An 18,861-nucleotide genomic window follows, 5' to 3' on the forward strand; every position below is an offset into this window, starting at 1 on the left:
TACCGATTAAATACATTTTAAAGCGATAAAAAGTAGTTTAATTTACAACTGTTTAATTAGTTTTAACATAAGGCTAATGTTTTTAAACACCTAATTAGCTGTTTATCAATTAATTACATGTTTTTATTTTAAAATGATGAGACCACTTTAATCGATATAAATTACCGTTTAACGGCACGTTAAAAGATGTAAAGCTTCCGTTTACTGTGTATATTTGCAAACTAATTTTGAACTATGGCATTGAATAAGAATGGAGTATTAGGCTGGGCTACTTTAATTATGATTATAGTAGGTATAGGCCTTATATGTTTAGGCGCATTTAAATATCAAGAAGTTGCTGGATATGGTTTTGCAGCTGTAGGTGTTGGATTTTTTTCTATTGCTTGGGTTTTTAATGCACTAAAAGGAAGAGTGTAAGTGAATAAAGAAGTTATCCATTTTAAGGATTTAAACACCTTGCGACATAGGATTATTTTAGGCTTGGCCTTTATAATGCTTATTTGCGCAGCGGTATTTTTTTTTAATGATTTAAGAATTTACAGTTCTATAACAGCACTTATAGCTGTAACGTTATTTTACCTCCTTAATTTTGATGGTTTTACAACACGCAATTCTGTTTCTTACAGTCGCAGATCGATCACTGTAAAATTAATAGGTAGAAAAACTTTTGGCTTTACCTTTAAAGAATTAGAACAACTAGATCTTTCTGAAAAAGGTCTTTATATTAAATCAAAAGGGATGGATGCGGTTACGCTTTCGCGAAAGCGATACCAAGACAAATCCTTAACCCAATTACATAAAATATTACAAGAAAAAAGCACATCAAATGAGCGACGATAAACAAGTAATTTTTTCCATGTCAGGTCTTTCAAAGACCTATCAAAGTACTGGAAAACAAGTTTTAAAAAATATTCACCTTAGTTTTTTCTACGGTGCAAAAATAGGTATTCTAGGACTTAACGGTTCTGGTAAATCTACACTGATGAAGATTATCGCTGGGATAGAAAAGAACTATCAAGGTGATATTAATTTCTTACCAGGTTATAATGTAGGTTACCTAGAACAAGAACCACAACTAGACGAGACTAAAACCGTAATGGAAATAGTACGTGAAGGTGTGGCAGAGACTGTTGCTGTATTAGATGAGTATAATAAGATCAACGATGACTTCGGCCTAGAAGAGGTTTATACTGATGCCGATAAAATGGAGAAACTGATGAATCGTCAGGCTGTTCTTCAAGATAAAATAGACGCATTAAACGCATGGGAGCTAGATACTAAACTAGAAATAGCCATGGATGCCTTACGTACTCCTCCAGGAGAGGCAGAAATTAAAAACCTGTCTGGTGGTGAACGACGTCGCGTAGCATTATGTAGATTATTATTACAACAGCCAGAAATTTTATTACTGGATGAACCTACTAACCACCTCGATGCAGAGTCTGTATTATGGTTAGAACAACACCTTGCTCAATATAAAGGAACTGTAATTGCGGTAACTCACGATAGATATTTCTTAGATAACGTTGCAGGCTGGATTCTAGAACTAGATCGTGGAGAAGGTATTCCATGGAAAGGGAATTATTCTAGCTGGTTAGAGCAAAAAGGAGACCGTCTTGCAAAAGAAGAAAAGTCTGAATCTAAGAGACAAAAAACTCTTAAACGAGAACTGGACTGGGTACGTCAGGGAGCAAAAGGTCGCCAGACAAAACAAAAAGCACGTCTTAGCAACTATGACAAGCTTTTAAATGAAGATCAAAAAGCAAAAGAAGAAAAACTAGAGATCTACATTCCTAATGGTCCACGTCTAGGTACAAATGTTATTGAAGCAAATGGAGTAAGTAAAGCCTTTGGTGATAAATTACTTTACGAAGACTTAAACTTTGTACTGCCACAAAATGGTATAGTAGGTATTATAGGACCTAACGGTGCTGGTAAAACGACCATTTTCAAAATGATCATGGATCAAGAACAACCAGACAAAGGATCTTTTACGGTAGGAGAAACAGTACAACTGGCTTATGTAGATCAATCGCACTCTAATATCGATGCAAATAAATCTATTTGGGAAAACTTTTCTGATGGTCAGGACATGATCATGATGGGTGGTAAAATGGTCAATTCTAGAGCATATCTAAGTCGTTTTAACTTCTCAGGTAGTGAGCAAAATAAGAAGGTGTCTACGCTTTCTGGTGGAGAGCGCAACCGTTTACACCTAGCCATGACTCTTAAAGAAGAAGGTAACGTACTGTTGCTAGATGAGCCTACTAACGATCTAGATGTAAATACTCTTAGAGCACTAGAGGAAGGTCTAGATAACTTTGCAGGTTGTGCGGTAATTATATCGCATGATAGATGGTTCTTAGATAGAGTTTGTACGCATATCATTGCTTTTGAGGGAGATTCTCAAATCTATTCTTTTGAAGGTAGTTTTACAGAGTACGAAGAGAATAAGAAAAAACGTTTAGGTGATCACGCTCCTAAGAGAATACGTTACAAGAAATTAACTAGAGACTAGTTCTTTTCTAAGTAATTATATAACTACCCCAAAGGTTTTTAAAACCTTTGGGGTTTTTTAATGCGTTATCTTAGAAAATTACCAGAGCAGATTATCAGTTATCGGTTAGTTGTGCCTCTATATGTTTTAAGTATTAATTGATAATCCATTCTTCTTCATAAAGCAATGCTTTAGTAAGATGATTGTACATTAAAGGGAATTGTTCTTTAAAATCCTTATTTGATTCAAAGAAGTATTCTACTAGAACCGCCATAAATTCATACTGATTTGTAAACGCATAATCTCTGAAAAACTTTGTGTTGTCTAGTTTGCTGCGCACTGCCGGCTTCATGAGTTCTTTAAGAATATTACGTGTAAATTTTTTAAAACGTAAAGCATCTATCTCGCTACTGCGCTCACTTTCTATATGAAGTACGTGTGTAAATTCATGTAGGCCTAAGTGCAGGTTATCATTTACGATATCCATTCCTTCTTTAAAATCGGGCCATGAAAAAGCTAGAACTTTTGCTATAGGATTGTATTCTCCCTTATGATATTCTTGAGTAGCAGGACTTAAAAAAGGTTCGGGAAAAAGCAATAAAGTGTTTAATTTAGGGAAAAGGTAATTACGACGTCCGAAGGTTAAGCGACATGCAACACAGGCTATTAAAACGATTTGCTCATCAGTTACAGCGTCTTGATATCTGTTTTTAAAATCTTTTCGTTTTATAAAAGTAGCAACTCTATGTTCAAATTGCTTTTTATATTTTTCAGATAGATGTTTGTAAAAAGGATATGTTTCTAGGACTCGCTTTCGCGAAAGCGGTAACCGTGCATTACTCCATAACTGTCTATACCATATAAAGTCTCGCTTTCTTTGAAGAACACGTAGACTTAAATGAATTATAACCAGAAATAGCCCTATAATCATACCTGCTATGACATAAGGGCCCATCCATAAAGTTTCACTATTAGGGTTTGCCTGTAACGATATGAGGTTTAAGAAATTAATCGCGAGACATGAAAATTCTTAAGATGTACCAAAAAAGTAACATCAAAGAAGAGAATAAACCTAATGCAGCACCTACGTATTGGTCTGTATGGTATTTATGTACCAGATTAGATGTCTGATAAAGTATAGAACCAGCAGCTAGAATTACCATAGCACCACTAAAGAAAAGCCCTAAGTCAAATCCGAAAATCATACCTGCAATTATTAATCCTATTGCGATAATAAAACCTACAGATAAAATACTTTTAAGGAAAGAAAAGTCTTTTTTTGTAATTAAAACTACAGCGCTTAATGCTGCAAAAAGTGCTAATGTAAGTATGGCTGCCTGACTTAATAAATTGCTTTCTCCACCTTGTAGAGCTGCCTGATATTGTAATGCCATAGCAATAAGTGGCAGGAAAATAACAGCCTCTGCGACTACAAATAACAATAGGCCTAGGTACTGTTGCGTGCGGTCATGTGATTTATGTGCCATCTTTTCTGCATAAGAAGTAGCCATCATAAATGCGCCTAATACTAATAACCATGTCCAGCCTTGTGTTAGACTAAACATAAAGTTAACTAGAGGATCTATACGCAGTAAAACAGCTTCTATTATGACAAATAGTAATGTAGCGATAGCAACATGTCCATAAGTCTTCTTATAAAAAATAGCTCTTGCCTCGTCATTCACTATAGATAGTGGCTGGAAAGAGGTGTCGTAATGTGGTGTGTGGTCTTGATTCATAGTTATATTAAAACGTGAAGATAATTATATTGTTTTATCCTTATGTTAATGAATGATTTAAATTATTTTTATGGTTGTTAAACCTTTGCACTTTGCGCGAGTCATATATATATGAGTAAAACACCAGACCAAGAAATAATTTCTTTGATCCTTAATGAGGCTACGGCTAATAAAGGGTTCAGGCTGCTGGTATCTCAATATCAAGAACAGTTGTACTGGCAAGTTAGGAAAATAGTCATAGTCCATGATGACGCTGACGATGTATTGCAAAATGTGTTTATTAAAATCTTTAAAGGAGTAAAAAACTTTAAAGGAGATAGTAAATTATCTACATGGATGTTTAGGATAGCCTATAATGAAAGCATGACTTTTTTAACTAAGAAAGGCAAGACTTTACAAATATCTTCTCAAGAACTACAAGATCATTTAACTGAAAAATTAGAGGCAGATGTTTATTTTACAAGTGATGAGATAGAACTAGCGCTTAAAAAGGCACTAGCACAATTACCAGATAGACAGAGAGAGGTTTTTAACTTTAGATATTATGACGACCTTAAGTTTAAAGATATTGCAACTATACTGGACCTAAGTGAAGGTGCTGTGAAAAGTACGTACCACATAGCAGCAAAGAAAGTAGAACAATTTATTAAAGTGAATTAAACTAATTGACTTAAACACAGTCATAAGGATATGAAAAACAATAATCAACATACACAAGCAGGGTTTAAAGTACCAGAAGGTTACTTTGATTCACTTACAGATCGTGTGTTAGAAAACACACAAAAAGACGAGATCGTAGAACACGCTGGTTTTAGTGTTCCTAAAGATTATTTTTCTACTCTAGAAGATCGTATTTTAAAAGAAGTACAAGAAGATGAAAAAGAGGTGAAAGTTGTAACTCTTCAAACTTCAAAAAATAATACATGGTTGTACCCATTACTAGCAATGGCAGCTGTATTTATAGGTTTTGTAACTATTAATAGCCTGTTTTCTAAAGACGAAGTTACTTTTGCAGACCTTAACGATCAAGAGTTGAGAGATTACATAGTAGACGTTAATTTTTTACAAGATGAAGAGTCTGTAGAAATATTATATGCCGATAATAGCATACTTAACGATACTGAAATAGAACAAGAATTTACAGATAACGAGTTGTTAGACTACCTTATGGAAGACACAACATTAGATCAAATTATAAGAGAATGAAAAATTTAATATTAGTATTCGTACTGCTTTTCTCCTTTATGGTAAAAGCACAAAGTCCAGAAAAGGATCGCAGTAGACAGAGCAATAAAGAAATGCATGATAAGATTAAAACCCTTGCCATAGCATACATTAATAAAGAATTAAATCTATCTTCTGAAGAAGCAGAAAAATTCTGGCCTTTATATAATGAAGTAAAAGATGAACGCGACCGCCTAGAAAAGGAAAAAAGAAAGCTTATCAATAAGTTAGAGGGAGAATTTGATTCCATGACTGAAAAGCAGGCAATATCTTATGTAGATCAAATGGTTCAATTAGATCAAAAAATAGGTGCTACTAACTTAGATTATAATCATAATGAAATAATACAAGTAATAGGCGCAAAGAGATTTCTTAAATTAAAAAAGGCGGAATTAGATTTCAGGCGTAAGATGATTAGAGAATACAAAGAACGTAGACGTAATAAATAAATTTGGTTTGGTTAGTTTAGAAAATCTCTTTCTGTTAATACAGAAAGGGATTTTCGCTTTTAGGACTTATTTTTTGTTGTTCTAATTTTGATTAAAAATAACAAGTCATTATTTTTAACACATAAAACTATACCTATGAAAAGAGTTCTTATCATTCTTTGTATTGCATTATTTGCTAGCTGTAACACAGCACCTTCAGATTCTCAAACTGATACACAAGATCCTATAAAAAGCAGTGAAACGTATAAGTTATATGTACAGGCGTACAACAATTATGCAGCTTGTAAACAAGAACGTCCACAGTTAACTACAGACTTTATGAATAAGAAAATTACACAAGAAGAATTTTCTACCGCATTAGAGAGCAATGGTAAATTGTGTAATATTAAAAAAGAGATCTATAATAAATATTACCAATTACTAGAAGCAGAATTTGATAAAGCTGCAGAGGCTTATGAGATCACAGAATAATACTTCTAGAATAAAATAGAATTCATTTCTTTTGTGCTGTTAATCTCTGTGTCATTATAAACCAGTTTCCAGCCCATAGAACTACTCAATAAATAAATATTGCTCAATTCAGTTAATAATCTGTTTTGAGCATTTTTTATAACTTCATCTTTTTTAATATCATCTTTGAGTTTTGCCTCTATCTGTCTGTTTATCTTATTGATATCCTTAGCTTCAAATTTATTTAATATACCATCGTCCATTTTAAAATAATCTAGATGGGGATTAACCTTAATTTCTGGCTGAGGTATGTAAGTAATAAAAATAGTTTTTGATTCAGGATCTAGTTCATGTTTCAACTGCTTAAGGTCATACGATATTTGAGCCTCGGCATTTGAAATTATAATTGCACTTTTTTGACTTTTAAAAAAGTCCCAACTATAAGACTTAGTGCTTTCATAGGTATAAACCTTAGCATATTTCATTTCTGTGACGACCAGTTTACTCGTGTTCTTAATCTCCTTTTGTATCAGTGCTGTTTGTGCTAGTAACAACTCACGATCTTCATTTCTATCTAGGAACATAGATCCGAAATAAAATATACCCACCGCTATTACACCACTGATTATGTATTTAAAAATGTCTTTCATTATAATTTTATTTCAGGGTACTGCGAGTTTATTTTAGCACGCATTTGTTCTATTTGCAGTTGATGTGCTTTTACATCTGTAGCACGATGTTGAGATAATTTTCTGTATTTTTCTACCGTTTTTTGTTGTGTTAGAGTGTTGTTGTTAAGTCCGCTTTCGCGAAAGCGAGACCATATAAAATCTACACCTATCTCATTAAGATGTACCATATCACGAGCATAGAATCTATAATCTCTTAACTCGTCCATCGCAATTTCATAAGCAGGGAAATAAGTGGCTTTATTTAAATCTACTTGAGTCTGTATCGCGTCGTGTAATCTCGATTTACTACGTGTGTTTTCTATAAAACCGTCTTTAATATGACGCACCGGCGATAGGGTATAGGTGATATTAATTTTTGCATTCACCTTTTTAATCCAGTTATAAATACTGGTTAGATCGGTATTTATGGTTTCTGTAGTGAGCAGTTCTTTAGTAAATAATTGTTGCGGTTGTTTATGACAGTTAGCAACGATTATATCTTTATCTATATGACGATAAACCCATGCAGTACCTAGAGTTATAAATAGATGAGAAGCTTGTTTTAAATCTGTTTCCAGCTTTTTTAATGCGTTGTTTAATTGATCTAGAAGCTGTTGTTGATCTTTGTTATTAAGATCAGAATGGGCTAGATAAGAATAGTCACCCTCTATATCTTCTCGTGTAAACGGAATATGATGAATAGCTCGATCTATTAATACTCTCAAACTAGTGGAGTTAAAAATAATCCCAAAAGGATTTATAGTCGTATCAAAGCCATAATAAGAAAGTTTAGAACCTATGTTCTCGGTAAAACAGCTGCCTAGTAGAACTACTTTAGAATTATAATCTATCGGGCTAGTTAGTTTTAAAACAGGAACAGGTGTGCTAAGTTTCATGGGATATTAAGATCAATTCATTCAAAGGTACGATCTTAATCTAAGCTTTAAACAAATGTAAATAAATAGAGTTTTATGAGTCCGTATATCAATATTGGGACTAAAACTATGGTGAGCAGTAGTACTATAAGAGTTTTCTTTTTCTCTGCTTTTACCTGTAGTTGAAAGGTATCTTTTGCGGTCTGTATTTGTTCTGGTGTAAAGTCTTTTTCATTAATATTTCCTTTATAGATACCAGTGTCAGCATCTAGTCCTTTAAATTTAGATCTAGATTTTAACTGTTTTGCATTAGTTTTAATGGCTGTAATAAATGCTAAAGAACCCATAATCTATAATTTTAAAAGTGAAACATGAATAGAAAAAGATAGCCTAGATAAAAGCACACAGGGGTTAGGATTATGGTTAAAATCCAGGCGATTTTGTGTTTTCTTCTACTTTTCTGTAATTTTTGTTGAAACGCTTTTTTGGCAGCAGCTACTTCTTGTGGAGTAAAAACCTTGCATGTACCAGCTGTTTTGTACAATGATGTAGTAGCAAAACGAGCATCATGTATACGGTCTGCTCTACGCTGGTCACCCTTTGCACGTATGCGGTCTATTTTATCTAGTAAATGTTTAGTGGCTACTCCCATATAATATGAGTAGCTTTTAATGAAGAAATGTTACAGCCTGTGACGTGATAAAATAAAGGGTCTATTTAATTAAAAATAGACCCTTTGTTTTATAGGTTGTTGTTTACCTGATTTTTATTGAGAATTTCTTTCAAGGTTTTAATTTTTTCAGAACTCACAAATCTCATAGGAATAGAAGAACAAAGTTGTTTAGAAAAATATATATCTAGCATTTCTTTTTGTCGAACAATTTTATGGATAGCACTCCAATCTTTTCTTCCTTCTGAAGAGGCAGACTTTCCAAAATAACCGTTCTCATCCATAACGACCTTTACGTCATGATGAAAGTCTGCGTTATTATCGTAAACTTTTTTAAACTGATACCGTAAATATAGAACAATCAGAATAGGTACGATAATAAGTGGTAAAACACTTATAATTATCGACATTAAATCTTCTTCAGATGTCACATTTTGCGCTGGGTTAATTAACGGTACGATAAATTTAAGCGATAGTAGGAGTATTATAAATAAACCGAAAATTATGATAGTTCTTGGTTTTAAGAGCATGCGCATCCTATGATTAACAAACTCCTTCTTTTCAACTCTATAATTTATCTCTACTTCTTTCATTTTGTAACTTTAAAAGGGAGATTATATCAATTCCTCAGCAGCAGCAAGCGCGGCATCGATTCCAGCAGCATTTTTACCACCAGCAGTAGCAAAATGAGACTGGCCACCGCCACCACCTTGAATATGCTTACCTAGTTCTCTAACTATTTTACCAGCGTCTAGTGATTTTTCTTCAACTAGATTCTTACTTAGAATTACCGTTAAGGTTGCTTTATCTCCATTTGCTGCTCCGATGATTAAGAAAAGATTTTCCACTTCTTTCTCGATATTAAAAGCAAGTTCCTTAACAGATTTTGCATCTAGATCGGTTTTTGTAGCGATAAAGTTCACTCCATTAATGCTTTTTGCACTAGCTATTAAATCACCTTTTAGGTTTCCTGCTTTTGCTTTAAGAAGTTGCTCGATTTCCTTTTTCAAAGAAGCATTTTCATCTTGCAGCGCAACAATAGATTCTGCTGGGTTTTTAGTAGGATTCTTTAAAACGGCTTTGATTTCTTCAAAGCTTTTTGATTGCTCTGTAAAGAAATCTTTAACCGCATCGCTAGTTATCGCTTCTATACGGCGTATTCCAGATGCGACAGCACTTTCACTTGTAATTTTAAAATGCCAGATGTCTCCAGTATTTTTTACATGAGTACCACCACAAAGTTCATTACTCTCACCGAATTTAATGGTACGTACTACGTCACCGTATTTCTCACCAAATAACCCTATAGCGCCATCTTCTATAGCCTGGTCATAAGTGTTATTGCGATTTTCTTCTAGAGATAATTGCTCTCTAATACGTGCGTTTACAAAGTTTTCTATTTCTACTAGTTCTTCTGGACTTACTTTAGAAAAGTGTGAGAAGTCAAATCTTAAACTAGCACTTCTTACCATAGAACCTTTTTGCTCTACATGTTTACCTAATATTTTACGCATCGCCTGGTGTAGTAGGTGAGTCGCTGTATGGTTTGCAGCAGTGCGCGCACGTTGATTAGCATCTACGACTACCTTATGAGTACCACCTATTTCTTTAGGTAAATTCTTAGTTAAATGTACGGTCTGTCCATTCTCTTTTTTAGTATCTACGATGTATACGGTGTCACCACTAGCACTTTCTAGATAACCTTTGTCACCAGTCTGTCCACCACTTTCCCCATAAAACGGAGTCATGTTAAATACAATCTGGTATAATTCGCCATCTTTTTTACTCGTTACCTTACGGTATTGAGATATACGCACGTCTGCCTCTAGTTTATCATAACCTATAAACTCTTGAGTATCGTCATCTACTAGAACAGTCCAGTCACTAGTTTCTGTCGCGCTAGCTTTACGAGAGTCGTCTTGTTGTTTTTTAAGAGCGATGGAAAATCCTTCTTCGTCCATTTCTAGACCTTGCTCACTTAATATAAGACGCGTTAATTCTTTAGGAAAACCATAAGTATCATTAAGCTCAAATGCTTTTTTACCATCTAGAGTTTTAGAACCGTCAGACTTCATGCCTGCGATCATAGAATCTAGAAGAGTAAGTCCATTTTCTAGTGTCCTTAAGAAAGAAGCTTCTTCTTCTTTAATCACATTAAGTATTAAGTTCTTTTGAGATTTAAGCTCTGGGAACGCATCACCCATTTGCTTAGAAAGTGTATTTACTAACTGGTAAATAAAAGGTTCTTTTTTACCTAGGTAAGTAAATCCATAACGTATCGCACGACGCAATATCATACGTATTACATAACCTGCACCGTTATTAGAAGGTAGTTGTCCGTCTGCAATAGAAAAAGATACAGCTCTTAAATGGTCTGCAATAACACGTATTGCGATATCTTCTTGAGTTGTTTTTCCATATGTATGTCCGGTTATAGTCTCTATTTCTCTAATAAGAGGTGTAAAAACGTCTGTGTCATAATTAGACTGTACATTTTGTAATACCATAGCAAGACGCTCAAAGCCCATACCGGTATCTACATGTTGGTTAGGTAGGTTTTTAAGAGAACCGTCTGCCATGCGGTTGTATTGCATGAAAACTAGATTCCAGATCTCTACCACCTGAGGGTGATCCATGTTAACAAGAGTAGCACCATCTACTGCTGCTTTTTCTTCTTTACTTCTTATATCTACGTGAATTTCAGAACACGGTCCACAAGGTCCTTGCGCACCCATTTCCCAAAAGTTATCTGCTTTATTACCGTTAAGAATACGGTCTTCGGCTATGAGTTCTTTCCAGTAATCATAAGCCTCTGTATCGCGATCTAGATTTTCACTTTTATCACCTTCAAATATGGTTACATAAAGACAGTCTTTATCAATGCCATAAACCTCAGTTAATAATTCCCACGCCCATGAAATTACTTCTTTCTTAAAATAATCGCCAAAACTCCAGTTACCCAGCATCTCAAACATCGTGTGGTGGTAAGTATCTACACCTACTTCTTCTAGATCGTTGTGTTTACCACTTACTCTCAAACATTTTTGAGAATCTGTAACACGGTTACTTTTAGGATCAGAATTCCCTAAGAAGTATTCTTTAAATTGATTCATACCGGCGTTAGTAAACATCAGGGTAGGATCATTTTTGATCACCATGGGTGCACTTGAAACGATTTGGTGTTTTTTGTTTTCAAAAAACTCAAGAAATGTTTGGCGTATTTGTTTTGACTTCATTCTGGCTATACTAGCGGTTAATTCAATTTTCTTATTTTTGCTATACGTGATAAAGTAGGTTATGATCTCGCTTTCGCGAAAGCGGAACAATTACTAACTTTTTTCTACTTATTTTTATCTCGTAGAGTGTCACAAAAATAGCATAATAAACCATATGTCAAAGGTCAAGTATTACTACGATTCTGAAACGCTTTCTTACCGTAAGGTAGAGACTAAGAAAAGGAGGTTTTTTTTCCGCAGCTTGCTGTTTTTAGTAGTGAGTTTTTGTTTCGGTTTGGGGTGTTTTTTCTTTGCTGATGCTTTCTTAGAATCTCCAGAATTAAAAAAATCACGTGATAAAATAGAATATCTAGAACTACAACTAGATGATGTACAGGAAGATGTGGTTAGACTGTCTACGGTTATTGAAAATATAGAAGATCGAGATAATAATATTTACCGCATTTATTTTGATGCAAATCCTATTCCTGCAGAGCAGCGTCAGGCAGGTTTCGGTGGTGTGAATCGTTACAAGGAATATGAGGGAGAACCTAGTGCAAAAAAGATTATTGCGTTAAGAGAATCTATAGATAGGCTTAAAAAAAGAACAGCTATACAGTCAAAATCGCTAGAAGAAATAGCAATTCTAGCAGAAGATAAAGAAAAATTACTGGCGTCTATACCTGCTATACAGCCAGTGCGTAATCAGGATTTAACTCGTATGGCGAGTGGTTATGGTTATCGTACAGATCCTTTTAATAAGACTAGAAAATTTCATTTTGGGATGGATTTTACATCACCTCGAGGGACACCAGTATTTGCAACTGGTGATGGTGTAGTAGAAAGAGCAGATGCTAATAGCTCTGGTTATGGAAATCATATAAGGATAGATCATGGTTTTGGTTATGTATCGCTTTATGCACATTTAAGAAGATCTAAACCTTATAATGTACGTCCAGGACAAAAGGTGAAGAGAGGAGATATTATAGGTTATGTAGGTAGTACTGGTAGGTCGCAAGCGCCACATTTACATTATGAGGTGTTTAAGGACAAAGAACGTATTAATCCTATTAATTTTTATTATGGTAATCTAACACCAGATGAGTTTAATGCGTTGCTACAAAAATCGCAACAAGAAAATATTTCTCTAGATTAATATGAAAGTATATTTAAACACGTTATAAGTAAACTATGCATATAGAACTTCCAGAAAAATTATACTACTCCATGGGAGAAGTAACCAAAGCATTTCAAGTAAATGCATCTTTGGTGCGTTTCTGGGAAAAAGAATTTGATGTTTTAAAGCCCAAGAAAAACTCAAGAGGTAACCGCAAGTTTTCTAAAACTGATATAGAAAATCTTAAAACCATCTATCACCTAGTGAAGGAAAAAGGTTTTACTCTAGACGGTGCTCAGGATTATATGAAGAATCATAAGAACGAGCTCAACACCTTTGAAATAATAAGTAAACTAGAGCATGTAAAAGCAGAGTTGCTTAAAATTAAAGCACAGTTATAATCTTGATTTATCAAAAATAGCAAGCCTTACTTTTATTACAGTAAATTTGCGTTTTTAGATGACACTTAATTTCTACCATTTTTAATGATCAAGTTTGAGAAACTGCCTTATCCTATTTTAATAGCAGGACATATTCTGATCACGATCTTCATGATCGCTTTTCCATTTTTAGTTAAGGTGTTTTTTTATGGAGCAATTGTATATTTTACTTTAAGATTATTTACTAGTGCAGATAAAAACATGGAGGTGATACTAGCCTGTTGTTATTTATCTTGCTTAGAGGTATTCTTGCGTATGAATAGCGCATTGTTTTTCTACGAGATGATTAAATATCTAGTGATAGCCTTTATGGTGGCTGGTATTTTACTGCGTGGTTTTTCACTTAAATCCATTCCTTATGTATTTTATTTGTTGCTCCTGGTCCCCAGTATCGTAGTCGCGTCACAAAATATACCTATATCAGAATCTTTAAGAAAAGCGGTAGCATTTAATCTAAGTGGTCCCGTAACACTAGGTATAGTTGCAATTTACTGTTTCCAGCGTAGGATAAGTACTGATAGACTAGACGAGATTTTAAAGCTAAGTGTAGGACCCATAGTTATGCTTATGTTTTATCTATTTGTAGTCACACCAGATATACGTGATGTAATTACAGATACCGCATCTAACTTTGCAGCTTCTGGTGGTTATGGACCTAATCAGGTAGCAACCGCACTAGGTATAGGTATGTTTATATGCTTTGTACGGTTTTTACGTATTAAAAATTTGTGGTACAATGTCATGGATATTACACTTTTTTTAGGAATGACATATAGGGGATGGGTTACCTTTTCACGTGGTGGAGTTATTACGGCGTTCTTAATGATTATAGCCGTTATAGGAACCTTATTTATTTTAAAAAGATCAGAGTTTAGGATTTCATTTTTACCCAAGTTAGCGGTAATAGGTTTAGGGCTATTACTAGCATGGGGTTTTACTTCTCTTGTAACTAATGGTCTTATAGATAAACGATATGCAAATGAAGACGCGGCAGGAAGGGCAAAGTCTGATTTATCTACTGGAAGGGCAAAATTAATATCGGTAGAAATTGAGGCTTTTTTAGAAAATCCTATCGCAGGTATAGGTGCGGGACAGGTAAAATACTATAGGGCAAAAAAAGATGGTATTCTAGCAGCTTCTCATAATGAGACGAGTAGATTGCTTTCTGAACATGGGAGCATAGGTATCATGTCTTTATTAGTTTTAATATTTACACCGCTTATATTTCGCTTATCACATAAAGGCAATATTTACTTTTATGGGTTTCTTATTTTCTGGATTGCGACTATTAATCACAGTGCGATGCGTATTGCGGCACCTGCTTTTTTCTATGGATTATCATTACTTTATGTGTTTAAACCTAAGGTTAAGAAAAAACAAAAAGTCGAGTTAGAATCTCCCATTATCGCAGTTGCTTAATGAAGAATATTCTTTACATAGGTAATAAACTAGTTGAGCATGGTGCAACAGCCACCACTATAGACACCTTAGGGCCACTATTACAAAAAGAAGGTTATCAGGTTAGATATGCCTCTTCTATTAAAAATATAAGTAAGCGTATGTTGCACATGATGCGCATGACCTACTTGAATAGAAAATGGGCAGACGTAGTGTTGATAGATACGTACAGCACTAAAAACTTTTGGTATGCGATTACTATCTCGCGTATTTGTAAGTCTTTAAATATTAAATATATCCCCATTTTGCATGGTGGTAATTTACCTAGTAGACTAGACAAAAATCCTAAAGCGATTAAACATTTTTTAGATAATGCCTACAAGGTGGTAAGCCCGAGTGATTTTTTAAGTTCAGCTTTTTTAAATGCAGGTTATAATAATATTATTAAGATCAATAACTTTATTGAGTTAGAAAATTACCCTTTTCTAGAAAGAACATTTGAAGAACCAAAGCTACTTTGGGTACGTTCATTTGCCGAAATTTATAATCCGCAAATGGCGGTAATGGTTTTAAAAGAACTTAAAGAAAAATATCCTAATGCTAGTCTAACCATGGTAGGTCCAGATAAAGACGGTACTCAAGTGGCGTGTAAAAAATTAGCTGATAGTCTGGATATAAAGGTGACTTTTACAGGATTGTTATCTAAAAAGCAATGGATAGAATTAAGTAAATCACACAACATATTTATCAATACCACGCATTTTGACAACTTACCAGTAAGCTTAATAGAAGCTATGGCTCTAGGCTTACCTATCATATCTACTAATGTAGGTGGTATTTCTTACCTTATTGATAATGGAATTAATGGTAAATTAATTCCTGATAATGAGGTTAATGCGATGGTAGAATCGGTAGATGAATTGATAACTAGTCCGTTAGAGTGTAACACCATCATTGAAACAGCAAGAAAGTACGCTTATCAATTTTCATGGAGCGAAGTAAGTAAAGATTGGAATGCCTTGCTAGACGCATAAAAATGTATATTTACATGCTTAAAACTTAACCAAAGTGTCAAAGCCTATTCATTTTGAAATGTCTGAACGCAAAATACTGCTGCGTATCATAGATGTTATTGTGGTCTTAAGTGCTTTGTATTTATTAGGAGTCATTTTTCAATTTGATTATTTTTTGATTAATGAGCAGCAATGGATGTGGTCTGTGATTCTTGCAGGTTATTTATTGTTTTTTGCCACAGTTTTTGAAATGTATAACCTTCAAAGAGCCAGTCGTATTACTGGTACTTTAAGAAGTGCTGTAAGTACAGGTTCGGTAACGTCCTTAGTATATTTATTGACACCGTTTTTCACACCAGTATTACCAGAAAATAGAATACAGATTCTTTACTTTTATCTAGCGGTTACTGTACCATTACTTTTATGGAGGGCTCTTTATATCAAGTTATTTGCTAGTTCTAGATTTAATAAGAATATCATAATCATTGCAGACGCTAGTGATGCGGCTATGGTTGCTCAAACATTGCAGGACGTAGATCCCAATTATAATATTAGCGGCTTTATCAACACAGGTCCTGCTATAGAGCAAGGTCATATAGTAGGTGTGAAATCTATATGTATAAAAGACGCCCATGAGTTATTACATGATCAGTCTGTGACAGAGGTAGTTGTGGCGAGTAATGAGGTAGAAGGGATAACTTCTAATCTTTATAAATGGCTTATTGAACTGGTAGAAAATGGCTATTCTGTTAGAGAATACACTCAAGTGTATGAAGAAATGACAGATAGAGTACCGGTACAATATGTAGGTAAAGATTTTTATAGGTACTTTCCATTTGCACGTAATAATCAAAATAGATTGTATTTAGTATACCATCGTTTATTTGATATGATTGCTTCTATCTTGGGTATTTTTATAGGTTTAGCATTAGTTCCATTTGTTTTTTTGGGGAATTTAATTGGTAATAGAGGTCCGTTATTTTATACACAAGAAAGAGTAGGTCTTAATAGGAAATTATTCAAGATTATTAAATTCAGAACAATGGTTACCGATGCAGAAAAATCTGGAGCACAGTTTGCTGTTGTGAATGACGCACGTATTACAAAATTCGGTAAGTTTTTAAGAGCCACTCGTATAGATGAATTCCCTCAGTTTTTAAATATTCTAAAAGGGGATATGAGTGTGATAGGCCCTAGACCAGAAAGAGAAGTTTTCGTAGAACAACTGTCAGAAAAAATTCCTTTTTATGAAACGCGCCATGTCGTAAAACCAGGTTTAACAGGTTGGGCACAGGTGAAGACTAAATATGGCGTTACTGACGAAGATCATTTAAGAAAACTACAGTACGATCTATTTTATATCAAAAAGCGCAGTGTGTTTTTAGATATAAGAATAATAGTAAAAACACTGAGTACGGTAATCTTTTTTAAAGGTCAGTAATTATTTTCGCTTCATTTTTCCTCTTCTAAAAATACTGAAGAGAAGTACAAACAACCCCATCACTGTAGCTATTCTAGCAATGTAATCTCCATGAGTAGTGTAAAAAGTGAGTTCTGTTTTGGGCAGTAATGTTCCTTTTAAAACACCTTGCTCTTCATAACCTAGTGATTGTTTAATCGCACCACGGTCATCAATGATAGCGCTTATACCTGTGTTTGCACTGCGCGCTATCCATCTTCTATTCTCTATGGCTCGCAATCTAGCCAGACTCAAATGTTGTTTGTGTCCTTGTGTATCATTCCACCATGCATCATTAGTAATAATAGCTAGAATTTGTGCTCCGTTTTTTACATAATCAGTTACATACTCTCCATAAACAGACTCATAACATATTACTGGAGCGACCACAGTAGAATTTATAGTCGTAAATACAGTTCTGTCTTCTTGAGTGGTCTTAGTTGAAACGGTACCACCTAAATCTAACATAGCATCACCTAGTATAGGTTGCAGTATACTCTTGTAGGGGAAATTTTCAACACCTACGACTAGTTTTGACTTATTATACAGTCCTAATGACCCACTAGCAGACAGAAACATAGCGCTGTTGTAACTATTGTAAAGCGTTCTCCCATCTCTAAATAAATTAGTCTGACCGGTCGCTCTACGTTTATCTGTAAACACTTCATCTATAGAAATCCCACCTAGATAATTGGCATTAGGGTAATCGTATAATTCTTGTCTTAAGGAAAGTACGGTAGGGTGAAATTTAAGCTGAGTGAGATTATTCAGTCGCACGTCATCTGCCAGTACGGTTTCTGGTGTAATAATTAAATCGGTAGATTGATCCATTTCTGGTTTTGCCAGACTCATAATAGTATGAATAATACTATCGTTAGTGAGGTTATATTTCTCCTCATATGGATCAATATTAGGTTGTACGATCACTACGTTAGTACCACCACCTTTTTGAAAAGGTATGATATCTATGACTAGGGCTTGTGAAATAATTATAGGAGCTATGACTATAGCTGTAAGTACTAGAGAGCGTTTGATAATGAATTTGCGCTTTATGGTAAGTCCGCTTTCGCGAAAGCGTAACACAGCAACAAAAATAAATATATTAACCAGCCATATCCATAAAGAACCACCAAATGTACCGGTATACTCATACCACTGAATCCATGAGGTAGTCTCGCTAAAACCGTTACCTAAATTGAGCCAAGGCCACGAAAAATCCCAGTCCAAATGCAATCTCTCAAAACTGATCCATAAACAGGCTAGAAAGGTGAGTGCTGCGCCTTGTGTTGCTTTTCTAGCTAGGTAATGATATCCTAAAAAAACCAGACTCATTAAGGCTGTATTTACTAAAACAGCAAACCACATACCGAATGGTGTAGAAAAATACAACCAGTATGTCGTTGCGATATTCCAGATAAAAAAAGTGAGATAGGAGTGAAGGAATACTTTTCCTGCGATTTTTTTACAGTCGCTTAAACGCAATTTGCGTTCTGAAATAAGTAATGGGACGAATGCAACAAATAATAACCCTGCAAACCCATAAGTAGGCCACCCTAACCATAATAGAATTCCTGATAAAACGGCTAGTAATATACTGGTAAGTTTCATGTATAAATTAATCTGATGCTAAGTTAAGGTCTTTGC

At 34.5% G+C, this 18,861-nt stretch carries 21 protein-coding genes; 12 read left to right on the forward strand and 9 right to left on the reverse strand.

Annotated features, from left to right (window positions below; genetic code table 11):
* The first annotated feature begins 234 nt into the window (after positions 1-234).
* Genes ABJF08_RS14165 through ettA form a run of 3 tightly spaced genes read left to right on the forward strand, consistent with a single transcriptional unit; the run spans position 235 to position 2,518 of the window.
* A complete protein-coding gene (locus ABJF08_RS14165) occupies positions 235-417 on the forward strand; it encodes a CAL67264 family membrane protein (protein ID WP_348116911.1) in 183 nt (60 codons plus the stop codon).
* Positions 418-840: a hypothetical protein gene (locus ABJF08_RS14170; protein WP_348116912.1), complete on the forward strand. Its 423-nt coding sequence runs from the start codon at positions 418-420 to the stop codon at positions 838-840. It begins immediately after the preceding gene.
* A complete protein-coding gene (gene ettA / locus ABJF08_RS14175) occupies positions 827-2,518 on the forward strand; it encodes an energy-dependent translational throttle protein EttA (RefSeq protein WP_348116913.1) in 1,692 nt (563 codons plus the stop codon). The genes ABJF08_RS14170 and ettA overlap by 14 nt, the downstream gene beginning before the upstream one ends.
* A gap of 133 nt (positions 2,519-2,651) precedes the next feature.
* On the opposite strand, the gene ABJF08_RS14180 is transcribed toward ettA, so the two are convergent.
* Positions 2,652-3,452 carry a zinc-dependent peptidase gene (locus ABJF08_RS14180; protein ID WP_348116914.1) on the reverse strand — a complete coding sequence of 267 codons (801 nt, stop codon included), beginning with the start codon at positions 3,450-3,452 and terminating at the stop codon, positions 2,652-2,654.
* Between the two features lie 52 nt (positions 3,453-3,504).
* Entirely contained in the window at positions 3,505-4,236 is a 732-nt protein-coding gene (locus tag ABJF08_RS14185) for a Bax inhibitor-1 family protein (RefSeq protein ID WP_348116915.1), read from the reverse strand.
* 111 nt (positions 4,237-4,347) lie between these two features.
* Here ABJF08_RS14185 and ABJF08_RS14190 point away from each other — a divergent pair, with 111 nt between their 5' ends.
* The 4 genes from ABJF08_RS14190 to ABJF08_RS14205 all read left to right on the forward strand — a co-directional run bounded on the left by ABJF08_RS14190 (position 4,348) and on the right by ABJF08_RS14205 (position 6,380).
* Positions 4,348-4,896 (forward strand): RNA polymerase sigma factor, encoded by a 549-nt coding sequence (locus ABJF08_RS14190; protein ID WP_348116916.1) that lies wholly within the window; start codon positions 4,348-4,350, stop codon positions 4,894-4,896.
* Positions 4,897-4,926: 30 nt separating this feature from the next.
* Entirely contained in the window at positions 4,927-5,442 is a 516-nt protein-coding gene (locus tag ABJF08_RS14195; protein WP_348116917.1) for a hypothetical protein, read from the forward strand.
* The gene (locus ABJF08_RS14200; RefSeq protein WP_348116918.1) at positions 5,439-5,909 is read left to right on the forward strand and encodes a hypothetical protein; all 471 of its coding nucleotides are present in this window, start codon (positions 5,439-5,441) and stop codon (positions 5,907-5,909) included. The genes ABJF08_RS14195 and ABJF08_RS14200 overlap by 4 nt, the downstream gene beginning before the upstream one ends.
* 135 nt (positions 5,910-6,044) lie before the next feature.
* Entirely contained in the window at positions 6,045-6,380 is a 336-nt protein-coding gene (locus ABJF08_RS14205) for a hypothetical protein (protein ID WP_348116919.1), read from the forward strand.
* Positions 6,381-6,385: 5 nt separating this feature from the next.
* Here ABJF08_RS14205 and ABJF08_RS14210 read toward each other — a convergent pair whose 3' ends face one another.
* The 6 genes from ABJF08_RS14210 to alaS form a co-directional block, all read right to left on the reverse strand.
* A complete protein-coding gene (locus ABJF08_RS14210) occupies positions 6,386-7,009 on the reverse strand; it encodes a DUF4230 domain-containing protein (protein WP_348116920.1) in 624 nt (207 codons plus the stop codon).
* The gene (locus tag ABJF08_RS14215; RefSeq protein ID WP_348116921.1) at positions 7,009-7,926 is read right to left on the reverse strand and encodes a GSCFA domain-containing protein; all 918 of its coding nucleotides are present in this window, start codon (positions 7,924-7,926) and stop codon (positions 7,009-7,011) included. Before ABJF08_RS14215 ends, ABJF08_RS14210 begins: the two co-directional genes overlap by 1 nt.
* Positions 7,927-7,973: 47 nt before the next feature.
* Positions 7,974-8,252 (reverse strand): hypothetical protein, encoded by a 279-nt coding sequence (locus ABJF08_RS14220; RefSeq protein ID WP_348116922.1) that lies wholly within the window; start codon positions 8,250-8,252, stop codon positions 7,974-7,976.
* Positions 8,253-8,263: 11 nt separating this feature from the next.
* Positions 8,264-8,557 (reverse strand): hypothetical protein, encoded by a 294-nt coding sequence (locus ABJF08_RS14225; RefSeq protein ID WP_348116923.1) that lies wholly within the window; start codon positions 8,555-8,557, stop codon positions 8,264-8,266.
* A gap of 89 nt (positions 8,558-8,646) precedes the next feature.
* Positions 8,647-9,168: a YcxB family protein gene (locus ABJF08_RS14230; RefSeq protein ID WP_348116924.1), complete on the reverse strand. Its 522-nt coding sequence runs from the start codon at positions 9,166-9,168 to the stop codon at positions 8,647-8,649.
* Positions 9,169-9,189: 21 nt separating this feature from the next.
* Complete coding sequence (alaS, locus tag ABJF08_RS14235; protein ID WP_348116925.1) at positions 9,190-11,811, reverse strand: alanine--tRNA ligase; 2,622 nt, start codon at positions 11,809-11,811, stop codon at positions 9,190-9,192.
* A 154-nt stretch (positions 11,812-11,965) separates the two neighbouring features.
* On the opposite strand from alaS, the gene ABJF08_RS14240 reads away from it, so the two are divergent.
* The 5 genes from ABJF08_RS14240 (at position 11,966) to ABJF08_RS14260 (ending at position 17,199) form a co-directional block, all read left to right on the forward strand.
* The gene (locus tag ABJF08_RS14240) at positions 11,966-12,946 is read left to right on the forward strand and encodes a M23 family metallopeptidase (RefSeq protein ID WP_348116926.1); all 981 of its coding nucleotides are present in this window, start codon (positions 11,966-11,968) and stop codon (positions 12,944-12,946) included.
* A gap of 35 nt (positions 12,947-12,981) precedes the next feature.
* Positions 12,982-13,308 carry a MerR family transcriptional regulator gene (locus ABJF08_RS14245; RefSeq protein WP_104516615.1) on the forward strand — a complete coding sequence of 109 codons (327 nt, stop codon included), beginning with the start codon at positions 12,982-12,984 and terminating at the stop codon, positions 13,306-13,308.
* Between the two features lie 84 nt (positions 13,309-13,392).
* The gene (locus ABJF08_RS14250; protein ID WP_348116927.1) at positions 13,393-14,766 is read left to right on the forward strand and encodes an O-antigen ligase family protein; all 1,374 of its coding nucleotides are present in this window, start codon (positions 13,393-13,395) and stop codon (positions 14,764-14,766) included.
* The gene (locus ABJF08_RS14255) at positions 14,766-15,779 is read left to right on the forward strand and encodes a glycosyltransferase (protein WP_348116928.1); all 1,014 of its coding nucleotides are present in this window, start codon (positions 14,766-14,768) and stop codon (positions 15,777-15,779) included. The genes ABJF08_RS14250 and ABJF08_RS14255 overlap by 1 nt, the downstream gene beginning before the upstream one ends.
* A gap of 34 nt (positions 15,780-15,813) precedes the next feature.
* Positions 15,814-17,199: a sugar transferase gene (locus ABJF08_RS14260; RefSeq protein WP_348116929.1), complete on the forward strand. Its 1,386-nt coding sequence runs from the start codon at positions 15,814-15,816 to the stop codon at positions 17,197-17,199.
* Here ABJF08_RS14260 and lnt read toward each other — a convergent pair whose 3' ends face one another.
* On the reverse strand, positions 17,200-18,825 hold the full coding sequence (lnt, locus tag ABJF08_RS14265; protein WP_348116930.1) for an apolipoprotein N-acyltransferase: 1,626 nt from the start codon (positions 18,823-18,825) through the stop codon (positions 17,200-17,202). It lies immediately after the preceding gene.
* Positions 18,826-18,861: the final 36 nt, after the last annotated feature.

Origin of the sequence: Nonlabens sp., from assembly GCF_039941875.1 — a bacterium.
GTDB lineage: Bacteria > Bacteroidota > Bacteroidia > Flavobacteriales > Flavobacteriaceae > Nonlabens.